15 protein-coding genes are annotated in these 17,140 nt (G+C 46.0%); 3 read left to right on the top strand and 12 right to left on the bottom strand.

The features are described from left to right. Nucleotides 1-31: 31 nt before the first annotated feature. Nucleotides 32-1,171: an FAD-dependent monooxygenase gene (locus RIG68_RS24655; protein WP_350128708.1), complete on the bottom strand. Its 1,140-nt coding sequence runs from the start codon at nucleotides 1,169-1,171 to the stop codon at nucleotides 32-34. Between the two features lie 106 nt (nucleotides 1,172-1,277). Here RIG68_RS24655 and RIG68_RS24650 point away from each other — a divergent pair, with 106 nt between their 5' ends. From RIG68_RS24650 to RIG68_RS24640, 3 genes are all read left to right on the top strand, one after another. Continuing rightward, nucleotides 1,278-2,285: a helix-turn-helix domain-containing protein gene (locus RIG68_RS24650; RefSeq protein WP_350128705.1), complete on the top strand. Its 1,008-nt coding sequence runs from the start codon at nucleotides 1,278-1,280 to the stop codon at nucleotides 2,283-2,285. Nucleotides 2,286-2,539: 254 nt separating this feature from the next. Next, the gene (locus RIG68_RS24645) at nucleotides 2,540-3,229 is read left to right on the top strand and encodes an ATP-binding response regulator (protein ID WP_350128702.1); all 690 of its coding nucleotides are present in this window, start codon (nucleotides 2,540-2,542) and stop codon (nucleotides 3,227-3,229) included. Between the two features lie 194 nt (nucleotides 3,230-3,423). Beyond that, nucleotides 3,424-5,817, top strand: a complete 2,394-nt coding sequence (locus RIG68_RS24640) for an ABC transporter permease (protein WP_350128699.1) — start codon at nucleotides 3,424-3,426, stop codon at nucleotides 5,815-5,817. Nucleotides 5,818-5,998: 181 nt separating this feature from the next. On the opposite strand, the gene RIG68_RS24635 is transcribed toward RIG68_RS24640, so the two are convergent. From RIG68_RS24635 to rpmF, 11 genes are all read right to left on the bottom strand, one after another. After that, nucleotides 5,999-6,688 (bottom strand): hypothetical protein, encoded by a 690-nt coding sequence (locus tag RIG68_RS24635; RefSeq protein WP_350128696.1) that lies wholly within the window; start codon nucleotides 6,686-6,688, stop codon nucleotides 5,999-6,001. After that, the gene (locus RIG68_RS24630; RefSeq protein WP_350128693.1) at nucleotides 6,689-8,539 is read right to left on the bottom strand and encodes a YncE family protein; all 1,851 of its coding nucleotides are present in this window, start codon (nucleotides 8,537-8,539) and stop codon (nucleotides 6,689-6,691) included. It abuts the gene before it with no gap. Nucleotides 8,540-8,652: 113 nt separating this feature from the next. Further along, nucleotides 8,653-9,417, bottom strand: a complete 765-nt coding sequence (locus RIG68_RS24625; RefSeq protein ID WP_350128690.1) for an SDR family NAD(P)-dependent oxidoreductase — start codon at nucleotides 9,415-9,417, stop codon at nucleotides 8,653-8,655. A gap of 214 nt (nucleotides 9,418-9,631) precedes the next feature. Then, on the bottom strand, nucleotides 9,632-11,341 hold the full coding sequence (locus tag RIG68_RS24620) for an IlvD/Edd family dehydratase (RefSeq protein WP_350087369.1): 1,710 nt from the start codon (nucleotides 11,339-11,341) through the stop codon (nucleotides 9,632-9,634). Nucleotides 11,342-11,490: 149 nt separating this feature from the next. Then, nucleotides 11,491-12,243: an SDR family NAD(P)-dependent oxidoreductase gene (locus RIG68_RS24615; RefSeq protein WP_350128687.1), complete on the bottom strand. Its 753-nt coding sequence runs from the start codon at nucleotides 12,241-12,243 to the stop codon at nucleotides 11,491-11,493. Between the two features lie 125 nt (nucleotides 12,244-12,368). Further along, a complete protein-coding gene (accC, locus tag RIG68_RS24610) occupies nucleotides 12,369-13,715 on the bottom strand; it encodes an acetyl-CoA carboxylase biotin carboxylase subunit (protein ID WP_151998333.1) in 1,347 nt (448 codons plus the stop codon). A gap of 59 nt (nucleotides 13,716-13,774) precedes the next feature. Next, the gene (accB, locus tag RIG68_RS24605) at nucleotides 13,775-14,233 is read right to left on the bottom strand and encodes an acetyl-CoA carboxylase biotin carboxyl carrier protein (protein WP_350128774.1); all 459 of its coding nucleotides are present in this window, start codon (nucleotides 14,231-14,233) and stop codon (nucleotides 13,775-13,777) included. Between the two features lie 119 nt (nucleotides 14,234-14,352). Beyond that, nucleotides 14,353-14,916, bottom strand: coding sequence for an elongation factor P (efp, locus tag RIG68_RS24600; RefSeq protein ID WP_151998335.1), 564 nt, complete (start codon nucleotides 14,914-14,916; stop codon nucleotides 14,353-14,355). A gap of 30 nt (nucleotides 14,917-14,946) precedes the next feature. Continuing rightward, a complete protein-coding gene (locus RIG68_RS24595) occupies nucleotides 14,947-15,954 on the bottom strand; it encodes a beta-ketoacyl-ACP synthase III (protein ID WP_350128684.1) in 1,008 nt (335 codons plus the stop codon). Between the two features lie 12 nt (nucleotides 15,955-15,966). Beyond that, entirely contained in the window at nucleotides 15,967-16,908 is a 942-nt protein-coding gene (locus RIG68_RS24590) for a phosphate acyltransferase (RefSeq protein WP_350128681.1), read from the bottom strand. Between the two features lie 38 nt (nucleotides 16,909-16,946). Then, nucleotides 16,947-17,138 carry a 50S ribosomal protein L32 gene (gene rpmF / locus RIG68_RS24585; RefSeq protein ID WP_151998338.1) on the bottom strand — a complete coding sequence of 64 codons (192 nt, stop codon included), beginning with the start codon at nucleotides 17,136-17,138 and terminating at the stop codon, nucleotides 16,947-16,949. Nucleotides 17,139-17,140: the final 2 nt, after the last annotated feature.

Here is a 17,140-nt window from a genome sequence, read left to right as displayed (position 1 = left end):
CTAAACATTTGATAAAGAGTTGTCTCTGAATTTACTTGAACTCCACCTCATACAAAAAAGCCAATTGCTTCTCCTGAACGCTTTGTGGAACCATGCTAAACAGCTTGTTACGCAACCCGGCTGCCCAGGGCTTTTCCCATTGAGCCACCCGGCCTATTAGCCATGAGTTTTCCACTATCTTTTTGGTTCGTGGCTTCCTGACCTTTTCGAACCGGCGGAACTTCTCCTCAATGCTTCCAGCGCCCTGCAGGATCGAGTAAAGAAACGCTGCATCTTCAATCGCCTGGCAGGCCCCCTGTCCCATATTGGGCGTGGTAGCGTGACCTGCATCGCCCGCCAGCAGCACCTTACCAAAGGCAAACTTGTCGATTGGAGCAAGGTCAATGATGTCACTCCAGATGATGTCTTTCTGTGCCGCACTCTGGATGAGTTCTGCCACTGGTTCATGGAAGTCGTCGAAGTGCCATAGAAGGTTTCCTTTTTTGAAGTTGCGCACCGACAGATCATGTTGCCTTGCGTTGAGGCAGGCAAACCAGTAAATCCTATCATCCTTCAAAGGAACGATGCCAAACCGTGCGCCTTCTCCCCATGTTTCTGAAGGCAACTCTATCCGTTGTTTGGGTTGCGGAACCACAGCTCTCCAGCAGGTGTAGCCGGCATATCGTGGTGCCGACATAGGTAAAAATTGCTTCCTTATTTGGGAGTGAATGCCGTCAGCGGCTATTAAAAAATCGCCGGAGGCTGAGGTTCCGTCAGTAAATTTTACTTCGACACCAGATGCACTTTCACTACAGGCCTCCGCTTTTTTTCCGGTGACGAGTTTAGTTTTCTTAAGGTTTTTGAGTAACACTGCGTGCAGGTCGGCACGGTGAATAGCAAAGTTATCAACACCATATTTTGCGCTTATTTTTAGTGAATCTACCTGAGTAATGACTGCTCCTTTTTTGGTCAAGAGTTTTGCACTGGGAAGTAGCTGACCTGCAGCCAGTACTTCGTCCTTCAGGCCCAGATGGTCAAATGCTTTGACAGCATTCGCTGCCAGACCAAGACCGGCGCCCACAGATTTGAACTCTGGTGCTGCTTCATACACTTCTACTTCATGCCCTAGCTTTTCCAGTGCGATGGCGGTCGTTAACCCTCCTATTCCGCCTCCTGCTATTACTGCCTTCATATTTTAATAATTTGGTTATGCAATTTTACGGCAAAGAGCAGTTCTGGAATTTTCCAAACCCGCCAAAGTACTTGCCAATCACGACAAAGTAGTTAAATTGACGCCCATGATGATATCAGCCAATATCGTGGGGCACCTGATGAAGAAAGTGGAAGTGGCGGGGTATGGCCATTTACTGCAAAATTCTACAGATTATACATCGGTGGGATCCTTGTCCACCACAGCCATGATACCCGCCGAAATGTTTTTTCGGATAATTGAACATGTCAATGCACACTATCCGGATGGACAAATGGCCTACGATATTGAGTACAAGCACTTTTCACTCGGACAAATTAACATGCTGGGGGCACTGGGTCAGCTAGTGCAGGTAAGTCCTACGCTGGAGGATGTGTCGGAAGCTTTCTACAAATATTACGGAAAGCTAAATGGCATTTTTAGTCCGGCCGTTGAACGAAGGGGTGAGTATGTTGCTTCCAAAATTACAACTAGTAATCCTACCCTCTGGAAGCTACGTCCCTTTCAGGTAACTATCGAAATGTTCCTTTACGGAATGATGAGGATAGTGAAAGAATGGTTCGATGCTGAAATAGCCGAGCCTGTTTCGCTTACCCTTCCTTACGAGTTACCAGGGCCTGAGCGGTCGGTAATGAGGAGGACAGTGGGTATTGAGCCATTGATGGGGGACGGTTGTTATTTGGTGTTTAAAGCGGATGTTTTCTTGCGGCCCCTGCCGTTCGCCAACCCGCAGCTATGGGAGCATTTGAAACAATACCTTGAGCAGAGCGCACAGCAAGACAAAGAATTGTTCAAGACTCAGCTTGAGGCCTATTTAAAGACCAACATTAAAAACACCCCCGACTTAAAAGCGGCAGCCAACCATTTCTCGTTGAGTGAGAGGAGCTTGCAAAGGAAGCTGCAAAGTGAAAAAACAGCCTTCCAGCGGGTGATTGACGAAGTGAGAAAAGATTTGGCGTGCCAACTGCTCCGCAACGACCGACTGAGCTTAAAAGAAATTGCTTTTGAATGTGGGTTCTCTGACCCCAACTCTTTCTTTAAAGCATTTAAAAAATGGACTGATAAAACGCCGGATCAGTGGCGAAATACAGGCTAAAACCAATTCTACTGCATCGCCAGTAGAGTGAGGTTTTTACATACTACCAAAAGAGGTGTCAAGGCATTTCAATCACCTGTTTCCCACATTTGCAGCCTTGCCGAAATAATGAACGCACGCTTCGTGCATTGTAGAGATGTACCATTCTTTTTTAATAAAAAAGACATTGATATTATGTGAAATTTTAGAAAAAACTTTAGCTTTAGATAGCTGCCTTTGATTTTTTCTAATTTCCGACATTAACCGAAAGGACTATGAAGTTGATTTTGGTGATAGAAGACGATCTGGGCGTTCGTGAAAACACAGTCGACATTTTGGAGCTGGAAGGCTATCAGGTGATTGCTGCAGTCAATGGAAAAGAAGGAGTGGCGTTAGCGGAACAAAATACCCCTGACTTGATTCTCTGTGATGTTTCGATGCCTTATTTGGATGGGTTTGGTGTTTTTATGCAGTTGGCCAAGAACTTAAAAACAGCTGGCACTCCTTTCATTTTTGTTACCGGCCAGGCACATACTACAGATCAAATGAACGGTATCCAACTTGGTGCAGATGATTATATCATCAAGCCATACGATGTCGATGTCCTCCTTGCAACTATCAAGTCCAGGATTGAGAAGCATGAGAAGAACAAGGAAGAAATGGGCAGAGAACTTTCCGCCTATGTTCATGAGCTGGAAACGTTGCTTTACATGACCTCCCACAGAGTGCGTTCACCTATGGCCCGCTGCCTTGGACTCATCGGCTTATTGGAAAACGAATATGTGAATGGCACCCTGAATGATGAAATGAAAGCCACTCTTACCTACTTGAAAGAGAGCGTTCGGTCTCTTGACGAGTTTACCAGGGACCTCACTCAATTTATGAGTGAATCTCACGGCACCAGAAGCACAAAGCTAGAAGCATACAGGAACTTGTTTGATCAAAAACATGAGGAGTTGGAGTAAGCAAAGCGCAGGGAGAGTTTGTCTTACTTTGTCTGGGCCGGTTTTGTAAAAGGCTAGTGTTCTCAAATAAATTGCGGGCAAAATATGCCGAGAACCGAATTGTAAAGAAATTGTAAAAGGTCTGTAAAAAAACTGGCTTCGTGTAACTCTTTGATGGATGTGGAGTAAGTTAGTAAGACCTAACACGCCTCCCTATGATTCGGAACTACCTCCTCATTGCATTTCGTAACCTGCTCAAGCAAAAACTTTTTAGTTTCATTAACGTTTTCAGCCTCGCTGTTGGGTTAGCGGCGTCCATCGTCATTTACCTCTTTATTCAGGATGAAACCAGCTTCGATCAATTCCATTCGCTAAAGGAAAACATTTACCGGCTCGATGAGATTCAGAGCTTTCCTGGCACTAACACTCAGAAAGTGGCCTTGTCTATGCCAGGTATGGGGCCGTTCATGCAGCAGGATTTTCCCCAGGTGAAGCGGTACTCCCGGTTCATGGGAAACGACAATATGCTGCTGGAAGTAGGCGAAAAGAAAATAAAAGTAGGAATGGGCGCTAATGTGGACAGCACTTTTCTCCGGATGTTTGATTTTGGCGTGGTTGAAGGTGATAGAGAAAATGCTTTGAACGAGCCACTCACTATGGTGGTAACCGAAGGGTTGGCCATGAAGCTTTTTGAGAGAAAAGACGTGATGGGAGAGGTTGTCATTTGGGGTGATAAATCTTATAAGATTACCGGCATAATGAAGGATGTGCCCGAAAACTCACACCTGCAGTTCGAAGTACTTGTTTCCATGGCTACTATGGTGAGGGACAATCCGGGACTTAATTCCGCCTGGGGAGGCAATTGGATGGTGACCTATCTTGAATTGAACCCGGGCACAAACGTGGAAGAAATGTCTGCGGGCTTCAACGACTTTCTCCTCAAGCATGGCGACGAAGACATTCTGAACTACTACAAATTGTTTTTACAACCCCTGACGGATGTGCATCTAGGGTCGATCGACATTGAGCACGACTACCACGACTACCGTAAATTCAATGGCGAGTACATTGGCACTTTTGAACTGGTGGGAATTTTCATACTGCTTATTGCGGGAGTTAACTTCACAAATCTGGTCACAGCTCGGGCTTCCTACCGATTCAAAGAAGTAGGTGTTCGAAAATCAATTGGGGCCAAAAAAGGCCAGCTTTTCGCTCAGTTTCTTGTCGAGTCAGCTATTTTGGCCTTTTTGGCGTTGCTTATGGCTCTGGTTTTAGACCTGCTCCTCATCCCATTTCTAAACACACTGATTGGAAGGGAACTCAGCCTGCTTTCATACCTGGTTCAACCCGCATTTTTAGGCGGACTTTTGTTTATTACTTTGATGTTGGGGTTGATCGGAGGAATTTACCCGGCGCTATTTATGGCGTCATTTAAACCCGTCAGCATCATCAAGGGAGGGAATGTAAAAGGGGGCAAGTCCTGGCTCGGAAACTCGCTCATTGTGGTGCAGTTTGGCCTCGCATTAGCCATGATTGTGAGCACTTTTGTCGTCTTGCAGCAGCTCAGCTTCATGCAAAACAAAGACATTGGCTTCGAAAAGGATCACATTGTGCAGGTAAGTATGAACGGTGACGCCAATCGGAAGTTTGACCTTATCAAAAGTGACTTGCTCAATCAAACCGATATTCTTGGTGTAACGGCCTCCGGTCAGCGGCTGGGTAACAACTTTCACCAGTGGGGCTTTAAGTACAAGTCGGATTCCGGAGTAATGGACATCACCCCCTCGAATGTGAATGTAGATTATGATTTCCTTGAAGTATTTGGGATTAAACTGAAGGACGGTAGAGGCTTTTCTAAAGACTACGCACAAGACAATGGCATGTCATTCATCATTAACGAGTCGCTGGCCAAAGACCTGAACTTGTCGCAGCCGATAGGAGCAAAAGCAGGACACGGTTGGTTCCACAATGATTCTCTTGGCACTATTATCGGTGTGACTGAAGACTTCAACTTCAATTCGTTACACTATGCCGTTAACACCCTTTCGATGGTTGTGCACCCGGAGTGGGGCTATCAGGAGATGTCTGTGAAAGTAAATGGGCAAAACGTTGACGGAGCGCTGAAGGAACTGGATGAAGTATGGACAAAACATGTCGGTGAATTTCCGCTAGAATACACCTTTCTGGATGCACACTTTGAGGAGCTCTACCGCTCCGACAAACAAATGAGCGCCGTGGTGACTATCATGGGTGTGCTGGCCATTCTTATTGCCTGTATGGGGCTGTTTGGTTTGGCTGCCATTACAACCGAGAGAAGAATCAAAGAAATCGGGATCAGGAAAGTGCTGGGTGCCTCCGTGATCGATATCATGTTTGGGCTGAGCAAAAGCTTTGTGTTACTGATACTGATAGCCTTTGTGATCATGACACCGCTGGCATGGCTTTTCCTTGGTAAGTGGTTGGAGAACTTTGCTTATCACATCGACATCAACCCAGTAGTTTTTATCGTATCGATGGTCATTGCCGTCGCCATTGCCCTGGCGACCATCAGCTACCACACGCTCAAGTCCGCCAAAGCCAATCCGGTGGATGCATTGAGGTATGAGTAGGGGGTGGGTTAGGCACTGAGGTAGCTGCACCGTCACTCCTGCGAAGGCAGGTGTCCCGAAGTGGGCCTGCCATGTCTTTTACAAAGTGGCCAAAGGCATGTTGGGGTGGTGGATATGCTTACTAAGGGAGATGGATGTGACGTTGGGGGGCAGGTGAGCCTGACGAACGAGATTTTGTTCACTAGTGGCTGCCAGAAGGATCAACCGGTTTTTTCGTGAAATCAAACCCCACGCCTAAACCTATTTTGAGCCCAGACCAATCTACAAGAGCCCCACTTTGAGTGACTGGGTAGTCCAATTTTGCATATTCATATAAGAGTGAGGCGTTGATATAACCTTTCCATATTTCCTTGCGGTAACTTATTCCTATTAATATTGGTAGCGAAGCCGATGGAGTGCTTTTTTTTTCAAATTCACTTGAGTCCTGAGTTTTTATTGTCTGGACGATGTCGAGAGAGTTCCATGAATAACCGACCCGCAGGTTTATTCTAATAATTCCAGGCCTTGTTCTGATGCTCCCCTGATACCCCGGGCCAATGACGACTGACTCCACCAGAAAATCTGTTGTATAGCTCCCTGAATAATCGGCATAGGAGTTTCTTGCGCCAGTAGAACGATAGCTGCCCCAAATACCTATCTGGCTCACGTCATCAAGCTTGTAGGAGGTTAATAGGTCGTATGCAAAGTAGGCGGGAAAAGTTGCGACCGCTTTCAATGGAACTGGATTATACCACATTAGCAGGGACTGCACGTCATGTAAGTCCTTCATTGAATAGGAAGCATAGTAGATGTTTGACTCAATATTTATTACTTGGGTGTAACCTGCCCTTGAAATAACTATAAGCGCTATGGAAAACAGCAGTATTCTCATTTAGTTGTATTTGAGAGCTCTTCCATTAGTAGCGATCAACACTCCATTTAAATAGAAATACCCTCCGTATCTGTTTATAGGGGCTTTTTGTATTAGTCTGTTTTCAGAATAGTCGTAAATAGCGACTTCATTTTTTCCACGATCAAAATAAACGAAAGTGTCCTTTTTTTCGTCAAAGTATATGTTTAGCAGTGGCCCCACTCGGTTGGCAATATACTGAGCTTGATCAAACGAGAATGAATACCCCGCTTCTTGAGAGGCCAAATCGATTTCTCGTGTGCCAAAATCAGATAAAGCAATAAATTTGTCACTGTTCTTAAAAAAGCCCTTTCTTTCGGCAATATTATACTGAAATTGAAATGCCCCGCCTACCAGTTGAAAAAACTTCCCTGTATCAAAAAGATATTTTCCATCAGGTGAGAGTTGGATTCGCTCTGTCGCGGCATCAGTTTTTACGTCATATAATACCTTTGTACGATCTTCATTAATCACAAGAGCCCTATAAAACAGTCTAATAAGGGCTAAGTTATTGCTGGCAAGATTTAGATCTCTGGTTGTCTGTGAAGTAGTTAGAGATATTAAATTCTCAATATTCGTAGTTTTAACCACCTCCATTGAATGTGGGTTTATATCCGTAAGTTGTAAATGATATTGACTAATAACGGCTAAGCGTTGCCCGTCTTCACTTGCTCCTATGGCCACATACTTATCATTTGTTACCAGCAAATTATTCTGATCAATAACGTGAAATACAGGACTCATCTTAAGAACCGCTGTTATATTTTCTCCGTTTTGATTTTTGCCCCCTTGGATTAAGAAAAAGGAATCTAAACTATGACTGTATGCAATGTCCTCGAAAGCTGGGATTGAATCGCCAAGGCCGATTTGTTTAACTACTGTGTAAGATCTGTCCCTAAAAGGATACACATTTCTCTCAAAGATAAAATCACATCGAAAAGCTAGCATGTCTCCAAAAACCAGATTTTCTGGATAGACCAAAGTACCATCAGTAATCGCTGCTGTTTCTAAGACCACTTCGTTTTGCTGTCTAATAGTAAGTTCCGTCGCATTGCTGTAAAGAATGGGCTTTTTCCAAGCAACAGTAACAAGGTTACTATCGACAAGTGATAGATTAAGTAAGTGATCATTCAAAGAAAATGATTTTGACCTTCCTCGGACATAGAAGTATGGCGATTCAATATCCACACGAAGGATTATGTTGCCAGCCAGAAACTGTGAAAAGCTGGAGGATAATGAATTTTTTGAAACTTCGAATTTGGCGTCATTGTCCGCAATATAGTATCGACTGAAATTTTTGATTTTTGGTGCGGTCCAATCGAGTATCAGCGTTCCGTTAGAAATGTAGATACTGTCTATTTCAATGGCCTCAGGGGGACTAGTATTTATTTCGACATCTAATTCTTTCCATATCAAATATTCCTCGTAGCCTAGAACATCACCCAGACTGCTATTCCCTGGCGCTGTTGTGTATTCAATGCGGAGAGTGTAGTCTCCATCTCCGAAATTTTCCGGATCAAGTTCAAAAGAAAGAGTATCACTAAGGTGTTCAAAAAACTTTAAAGGTATTAGAGAACTGTCTAGTCTAACTATGACATTCTTTAATGGAAGAGTTTTATTACCAATAACAAAATCAAAAGTAGTCGGTTCGTAAATGAAAATGCTGTCATTCGAATCAATCGAAATACCTACTCCCGAAAAGTCAGGCTTTTCAACCTCTTTGAAGTAAACATCGTCTGGTTGAAATTGACAAGCATATAAAAAAAATAGGCAAAATGATATTATCCATTTCCCTGGTTTCTTATCAGAAGTCTTCCTGAAGGAATCGAGCATTCAACGAAGGCATAAGTGTCTAGCGCAATTAAGGTAAATTTGGTGACATTTATTCGTGATTTCTGCTTATGAACTCTAATAAATCTACCAACTAAATAGTGTAGTGACCTGCCTCAAGGTGGGGGACTCACCGCCGTCCACCCTCCATCTACCACCAGCGTCTGCCCCGTAATTTGCCCAGAGCGGGGAGAAAGGAAGAACAACGCTGCATTGGCAATATCCTGTACGGTAGCTGCTCTTCCCGTGGGGGTAATGCTGTTCCACACATCCAGATAGTGCTCGTCCAACGCCAATGTCCGCTCCGTAATGGTGGCACCTGGTGAAATGGCATTCACGGTTATTTGCTTAGGGCCAAGCTCGGCGCCAAGCGTTTTGGCCATAAACTGAATGGCTGCCTTGGACATGCCGTAGGCTGCCAGATCGGGATGGTACTGGTGCCCGGTCACGGAAGACATTAGTAAAATGCGCCCATCGGACTTTTGTTTGATGAACTGGAGCGCTGCCTGTTGTGCTAAAAAGAAGGTGCCCTGCAAGTTTACGGCGCAAATCTGCTGGAAACTCTCCACCTGATAGTCCAAAAACTTACCAAACGTAGTGATGCCCGCATTGGCAATGGCCATATCCAGCTTGCCATAGGTGCTCACTGCCTTTTCAATCAGCCCTTGTATGGTTTCCATAGTGCTGGAGTCGCCGACAAAGGGCACGCACTTGCCACCTTCCCTGGTGATGGCATCAGCCGCCTGCTGAGCAACCTTTTCGTCAATGTCATTCAATACAACACTGGCGCCTTTTTGAGCAAGCTGTCGGGTAATTTCAAAACCGATGCCGATACCGGCACCGGTGATGATGGCTACTTTGCCCTTGAATAATTGATCCATTTCAAAAGGGTGTTAATAGACGAAATTTTATCATAAACGCAATGTCATACTGAGCCTGTCGAAACACAGCGTTTGAAAACACAATTTTCCAGGGCTATTAAACCGCCCTCGACAGGCTCAGACTGACATTCTTCTTTGCAACCCTCCAAAGGTGAAGACGGGTTTTCTGATCCCTCCCTTTAGGGTCGGGGTAAAGGATCAGAGACGATCGTGTCTAATGCGAATCTCGCTTCACCTCTTTGCCTGACTTACCTCTAAGGAAGTCGAGGTCGGTGCCCAGGTGCGACTGCTCCACGTGGTCGATGTAAAGCTTCACATAGCCACGGTCGTAACCCAGGTCGGGCGCTTTCCACTTCTTCTTCCTTTCAGCCAACACCGCATCCGACACATGCAGTTGCAGTTTTCTTTTTGGCACATCCAACTCAATCAGATCACCATTTTCTACCAGCGCCAAATTGCCACCCGCAGCTGCTTCAGGTGACACGTGCAGAATCACCGTGCCAAAGGCAGTGCCGCTCATGCGTCCGTCAGAGATGCGGATCATGTCCGTCACGCCTTTGTCAAGCAACTTCTTAGGCATGCCCATATTGCCTACTTCAGGCATGCCAGGGTAGCCCTTGGGTCCAACGTTCTTCAGCACAAGGATGCAGGTTTCATCGACCTCCAATGCCGGGTCGTCTATTTTGGCTTTGAAGTCTTCGATGTCTTCAAATACCACCGCTTTGCCTTTGTGTACCATCAACGCTGGCGTTGCGGCGTTGGGCTTGATAATGGCGCCATTTTCAGCCAGGTTGCCTTTTACCACCGCTATGCCAGAGTCCTTTTTAAAAGGTTTGGCAACAGAGGCAATCACCTTATCATTGAAATTTTCCGATCGGGCTACATTCTCGCCCATGGTCTTTCCGGTTACGGTGAGCGCATCCTTGTTGATCAAAGGAAGAAGCTCCTTGATGACAGCGGGCAAGCCTCCGGCATAGAAAAACTCCTCCATCATAAACTGCCCGGAAGGTTGCAGGTTGGCTAGCAGAGGAATTTTGGATGAGAATTTATCGAAGTCTTCGAGGTCGAGCTTGATGCCAGCACGGCCAGCGATGGCTAGCAAGTGAATCACAAAGTTGGTAGAACCCCCCACAGCAGCATTTAGCATGATGCTGTTTTCAAATGCTTCCCTTGTCAGGATTTTAGACACAACCAGGTCTTCTTTCACCATTTCCACAATCCGGCGGCCGCTCATTTGAGCCAATACTTTTCTTCTGGAGTCGGCAGCAGGAATAGCGGCGTTCTCTGGCAAGGTAAGCCCAAGCGACTCGACCATACAGGCCATGGTAGAGGCAGTGCCCATCACGGCACAATGGCCCTGGCTGCGACACATGCAGGCTTCGGCTGTCATGAACTCGTCCTGACTCATCTCACCCCGGCGGTTGGCTTCGCTGAAGCGCCAAATGTCAGTGGTGCCAATGTCTCTACCACGGTACTTTCCGTTAAGCATAGGGCCACCTGAAACGAAAATGGTGGGCAGGTCAACACTGGTAGCCCCCATCAGGATGGAGGGCGTTGTTTTGTCGCAGCCACCCAACAGCACTACGCCATCGATGGGATTCGCCCTGATGCTTTCTTCTGCATCCATGCTGGCAAGGTTGCGGTAGAGCATGGCAGTGGGTTTGATCAGTGTCTCGCCGAGCGACATCACTGGAAACTCCAGCGGAAAGCCGCCAGCTTCCCAAACCCCCTTTTTTACCGACTCGGCCAGGTCTCTGAAGTGTCCATTGCACGGAGTCAACTCCGACCAGGTGTTGCATATGCCTATCACCGGCTTTCCTTCAAACTCATCGTGCGGAGTACCCTGGTTCTTCATCCAGGCTCTGTAGATAAACCCGTCTTTTCCCTTTTTGCCAAACCAGTTCTGGCTGCGTAATTTTTTCATGTAAGTAAGTAATTGTAGGTGTTTTTTCTTCTTCTATATAATGACTTCCTTTTTGGGCTTTTCAATATTCTTCTCTAGTTCCGCCTGTAGTTGGGCAGGTTTTCTGTTCCCAACTTCCGTCTCCAGTCCCCTATCTTCTTCCTTCCTCCTCAATAAGTCGCTCTTCCTCCGCTAATATCAAAAACAAACCCAGTGTTAAAGCTTGCCTCTTTCGATACGATCCAGCAGGAGAGGGCCGACACTTCTTCGATGGTGCCCATGCGCTTCATGGGTATTTTATCGGTCATGTATTTCAACATTGCGGGGTCGGTGTTTTCATTAAACTCGGTAGCAATTACAGCTGGTGCAATGCCGTTTACGGTGATGCCCGACTCAGCATATTCTTTTCCGGCACCTTTCACGAGGCCAATCAATCCCGATTTGCTCGCTGCATAGCCCATCATACCAGGGTTGCCTTCTTTGCCACCAATGGAGGTCACGTGAAGAATTCTGCCATAGCCTGCTTTTAACATGGGAGCGATGGCATGCTTGGTAAGCAGAAACGCACCTCGCAGGTTGATAGCAATCACCTTGTCGAATATGTCGGTGGTGTAGTCGCCAATTTTCACATTGGTTTCGCCCACAATACCAGCACAGTTGACCATCACATCTAACCGACCGTTTGCAGCTACCACTTTTTGAACAAGGGCCTGTACTTCTTTTTCAGAAGTCACATCCACTATTTCTCCGGATACCTTCAATCCATTGCCGGTAAGTTCCTTTACAGTGGCATCCAATTCTTTCTGAAGTACATCCAGTATCACAACCGTTGCACCTTCTGAGGCCAATCTTTTAGCTACTCCTTTACCAATGCCCCTGGCTCCGCCAGCGACAATGGCTACCTGATTTTCAAATCTTTCCATGTAGTATTAAACTTAAGATTTTCCTCGCTATATGCATAACCACTTTGCACAGATAGCTTGAAATGCATAAAAAAAACCCGAAACATTGTGCTTCGGGTTCTCAATACTTCGGGTTACGAAGGTTTTTACTTTAAATCACTGAAATCGAAATCTTCCAGGAATTTGGTGGTGAACTTACCTGACTTGAATTTAGGGTCGTCCATCAGTTTAATATGGAATGGAATGGTGGTTTTAATTCCCTCAATCACAAACTCAGACAAAGCCCTTTTCATTCTCGTGATCGCTTCTTCACGGCTTTGGGCCGACACAATGAGCTTGGCAATCATGGAGTCGTAGTTAGGTGGAATGGTATAGCCGGCATATACGTGACTGTCCACTCTCACACCGTGCCCGCCTGGTAGGTGAAGGTTTGTTATTTTACCCGGGCTTGGACGGAATCCGTTTCCTGGGTCTTCAGCGTTGATTCTGCACTCCATTGAGTGAAGTTTTGGGAAGTAGTTCTTGCCGGAAATAGGCACCCCCGCAGCGACCTGAATTTGCTCTTTGATCAGGTCAAAATCTGTTACCTCCTCGGTGATTGGGTGCTCCACCTGAATCCTGGTATTCATTTCCATGAAGTAGAAATCTCCATGCTTGTCCACAAGAAATTCAATGGTACCCGCTCCTTCATACCCTATGGCTTCGGCACCAGCAATGGCCGCAGCACCCATTTTCTCTCTCAGCTCCTGAGAAACTATAGGAGAGGGGGTTTCCTCTACCAGCTTTTGGTGACGACGTTGTATTGAGCAATCTCTCTCCGAAAGGTGGCAGGCTCTGCCCTTACTGTCTCCTACGATTTGAATTTCTATATGGCGTGGCTCTTCAACAAACTTTTCGAGATAGAGGCCATCGTTCCCAAAGGCTGCTGCAGATTCCATTCTGGCATCATCCCAGGCTTTTTGAAATTCTGACTCTTGTTTCACCAGGCGCATACCCCGGCCACCACCGCCGGCAGTAGCCTTCAATAGCACCGGATAGCCTACTTCGGCGGCCAATTTTTTGCCCTGTGCCACCGAGTCTAACAGACCCTCAGATCCGGGGATAATAGGCACGCCAGCCTTTTTCATGGTATCTTTGGCAGTAGCTTTGTCTCCCATTGAGTTGATCATCTCGGGACTGGCGCCAATGAATTTGATGCCATATTCCTGACAAATGCGTGAAAATTCAGCGTTTTCAGAAAGGAAACCATAGCCGGGGTGAATGGCATCGGCATTGGTGATTTCAGCCGCTGAAATCAGATTGGGCATTTTCAGGTAAGACTTGGCACTTGGCGGAGGGCCTATGCAAACTGCCTCGTCAGCAAATCTAACGTGAAGGCTGTCTTTGTCGGCTGTGGAATAGACGGCCACCGTTTTAATACCCATCTCCCTACAGGTTCTTATGATCCTCAGGGCGATTTCTCCTCTATTGGCTATTAATATCTTTTTGAACACAATGATTTGGGTTTATCCTGACAAATAAATATGACTTCAATATTCCTCAAATGCTGGCCTTACGAAGGGTCAACTAGGAATAATGGCTGATCATATTCTACCGGACTAGCGTTGTCTACCAATACCTTCACGATGGTTCCGGAAACTTCAGATTCGATTTCATTGAAGAGCTTCATGGCTTCAATAATGCAAACTGGTTGCCCTGACTTCACTTTGTCTCCAACCTTTACAAATACGTCAGTTTCAGGATTAGGGGAGCGGTAGAATGTACCGATCATCGGAGACTTGATAGTGAGGTATTTGCTTTCGTCATTGCCAGATTTTGGTGCAGGTGCTGCCGGAGCAGGTGCAGGTGCCGGAGCTACAGGAGCAGGTGCTGCTGGCATATGCTCCACCATGCGGGGTGCGTCGCTATTGCGCTTTACTTTGATCTTGAACTCTTCTGTTTCGATATTGACTTCCTCAAGTCCGCTTTTGGAGATAAAATCGATCAGATCCTGAATTTCTTTCGCTTTCATAGGTTCGTTTTTATTGGGCCTCGACTGCTTTTCTGCCATGGCTAATAGATTTTGTTGGGTTAACCAATAACTAAATTAGTGGAATATTTTCGAAATTCCTGCCGTACATGGAATAGCTGCTATTTCACTCTTTCGTAGTATTCGCCTGTCCTTGTATCGATTCTTATTCGTTCGTCCTGATTGATAAACAGCGGCACTTTTATGTTGGCACCGGTTTCTATCGTAGCTGGTTTCAGCGTGTTAGTGGCCGTGTCTCCTTTAAGACCGGGCTCTGTGTAAACGACCGTCACTTCTACGTGTGCGGGTAACTCGCAAGACAGTGGCGTTTCGGTTTCAGCATGCACCAGAATGTCGACACCCTGCCCATCCATCAGGAATTGCGGGGCACTGATCATCTCTTCCTGAAGAATTACCTGCTCAAAAGTAGAGCTGTCCATGAAGTTGTACCCCAGGTCATCTTTATAAAGAAATTGATGAGGCCGGTTCTCAACTCTTGCAGTTGTAATTTTCACTCCGGAGTTAAAGGTGTTGTCAATCACTCTGCCGGTTTTTATGTTTTTGAGCTTGGTACGGACAAAGGCAGGTCCTTTTCCAGGTTTCACATGTTGAAACTCGGTAATAACATGAAGTTCGCCGTTATACTCAATACACAGACCGTTTTTAAAGTCAGCGGTAGTTGCCATAAAATATTGTCAATATTGATGTTGAAGCTATTATTTAGAACCTTCAGAATCGTAGGACCATTTAACATAAACCGATCCCCAGGTAAACCCACCACCAAAAGCGGCTAGAACCAGATTGTCCCCTTTTTTCAATTGTTTTTCGTAATCCCACAGGCACAGAGGAATGGTGCCACTTGTAGTGTTGCCGTATTTTTGAATATTGAGCATCACCTTCTCTTCGCCAACTCCCATTCGTTTGGCTGTAGCATCTATTATACGTTTGTTGGCCTGGTGAGGTACCAGCCAATCTACATTTTCCGAGGTAAGGCCATTTCTTTCCATGATTTCTGCGGCTACTTCAGCCATATTGGTCACGGCAAATTTGTAAACGGTAGCGCCTTCCTGATATACGTAGTGTTCGCCTGCAAGCACCGTTTCTGCCGTAGCTGGTTTGCGGCTTCCGCCTGCTTTCATGTGCAAAAATGGTTCTCCTGAGCCGTCTGAGTGAAGAACAGCGTCTATGATGCCTGTGCCATCAGTTGTTGGCTCAAGCATCACCGCTCCACCGCCATCGCCAAAAATAATGCAGGTAGTTCTGTCAGAGTAGTCAATGATGGAGGACATTTTGTCGGCCCCAATCACGATTACCTTTTTGTATTTTCCTGTTTCGATAAACTGTGATCCTGTGGTGAGGGCGAAAAGAAACCCCGAACAAGCGGCCTGAATATCGTAGCTGAAAGCATTTTTTATTCCCACCGCATTGCAAATGATATTGGCCGTGGCGGGAAATAACATGTCAGGAGTGGTAGTGGCGCAGATCACCAAATCTACTTCCGATGGATCGGTGTTTGTCTTTTTCAGCAAGCCTTTCACAGCCTCAATGCCTATTACAGAAGTTCCCCGATCTTCGCCTTTCAGGATGTGCCTTTCTTTGATGCCGGTTCTGGAGGTGATCCACTCGTCTGTAGTTTCTACTATGGTTTCCAGCTCTTTATTGGTCAATATATAATCTGGAACGTATCCTTGAATCCCCGTTATTCCTGCCCGGACTTTGGTCATATTAGTAGTTGTTTAATCTCCGAAGGCGACCTTTATTTTTTGGTAAAAATTGGTTTCCGCCATTCGGTATGCAAGTAAAATCATGTTTTTAATTGCCTCAGGGCTGGAGGCATCGTGGCCAACGACCACATTCCCATTAACTCCCAATATAGGACTTCCTCCAACGGCGTCGTAATTAAACCTTGTGAAAAAGTCATCAAGGAAATTGCGTTTCTTCAGGAGATCATAAAAAGCCTCAATCATTTTTGATACCACATTGCCAGTAAAACCATCGCAGACTATCACGTCAGCCTTATTGTTAAAGAGGTCGCTTCCGTCAATGTTTCCAATAAAGTTGACTTTGGAGCTGGCACTGTATAGCTGGTAGGCAGCTTGGGTAAACAACGTCCCCCTTCCTTCCTCTTTACCAAGGTTCATTAATGCTACTCTCGGGTTTTCAATGCCCATCATGCTAGCCGCATAAATTGAGCCCAGCTCGCCAAATTGGAGAAGAACGTCTTGCCGAACGTCTGTATTGGCTCCTATGTCAAGTAGCAGCGCATAGCCACCGTCTTCTTTTGGTACAAACCCAGCCAGGCTTGGTCGAATCACCCCTTCAATAGGCTTGACCGAAAAAAGGGCTCCCATTTGCATGGCTCCGCTGTTACCGGCCCCGCAAAATGCCCGTATTTCCTTATTTTTCAGTAAATGAAACCCCTCTGCAATGCTTGAATGCTGCTTTTGAGCCAGGGCTTTGGTAGGATGCTCATCGATGCCAATCACCTCAGGAGCGTGGTGAAGCTCAAATAGTTGATGGGAGATTTGAAGTTTTTCGCATGACGTCTGAATAACGCTTTTATCACCCAGAAGAACCAATGAATCGGCTTCAGTAAAGGACTTCAGGGCTTGGGCTGCTCCAATGACAACATGATCAGGGGCAAGATTGCCTCCCATTGCGTCCACAGCTATTTTCATGCACGATGTGTTGGTTTGGAACCAAAAGAGGGGTTAGCTTATGCTAACACCTCTTTTTCCATGATCACTTTGCCTTTGTAGTAAAGCTTGCCTTCAAGCCAGAAAGCTCTGTGTGGCAGGTGAAATTCACCTGTGGTAGGGCATACCACGTAGCTTTTGGCTTCAGCTTTATAGTGAGTCCTTCTCTTATCACGTCTGGAGGTCGAATGTCTTCGTTTTGGATGTGCCATTT

The organism is Imperialibacter sp. (assembly GCF_040222385.1).
Taxonomy (GTDB): Bacteria; Bacteroidota; Bacteroidia; order Cytophagales; family Cyclobacteriaceae; genus Imperialibacter.
This window is presented reverse-complemented; position numbering and strand designations above follow the sequence as displayed.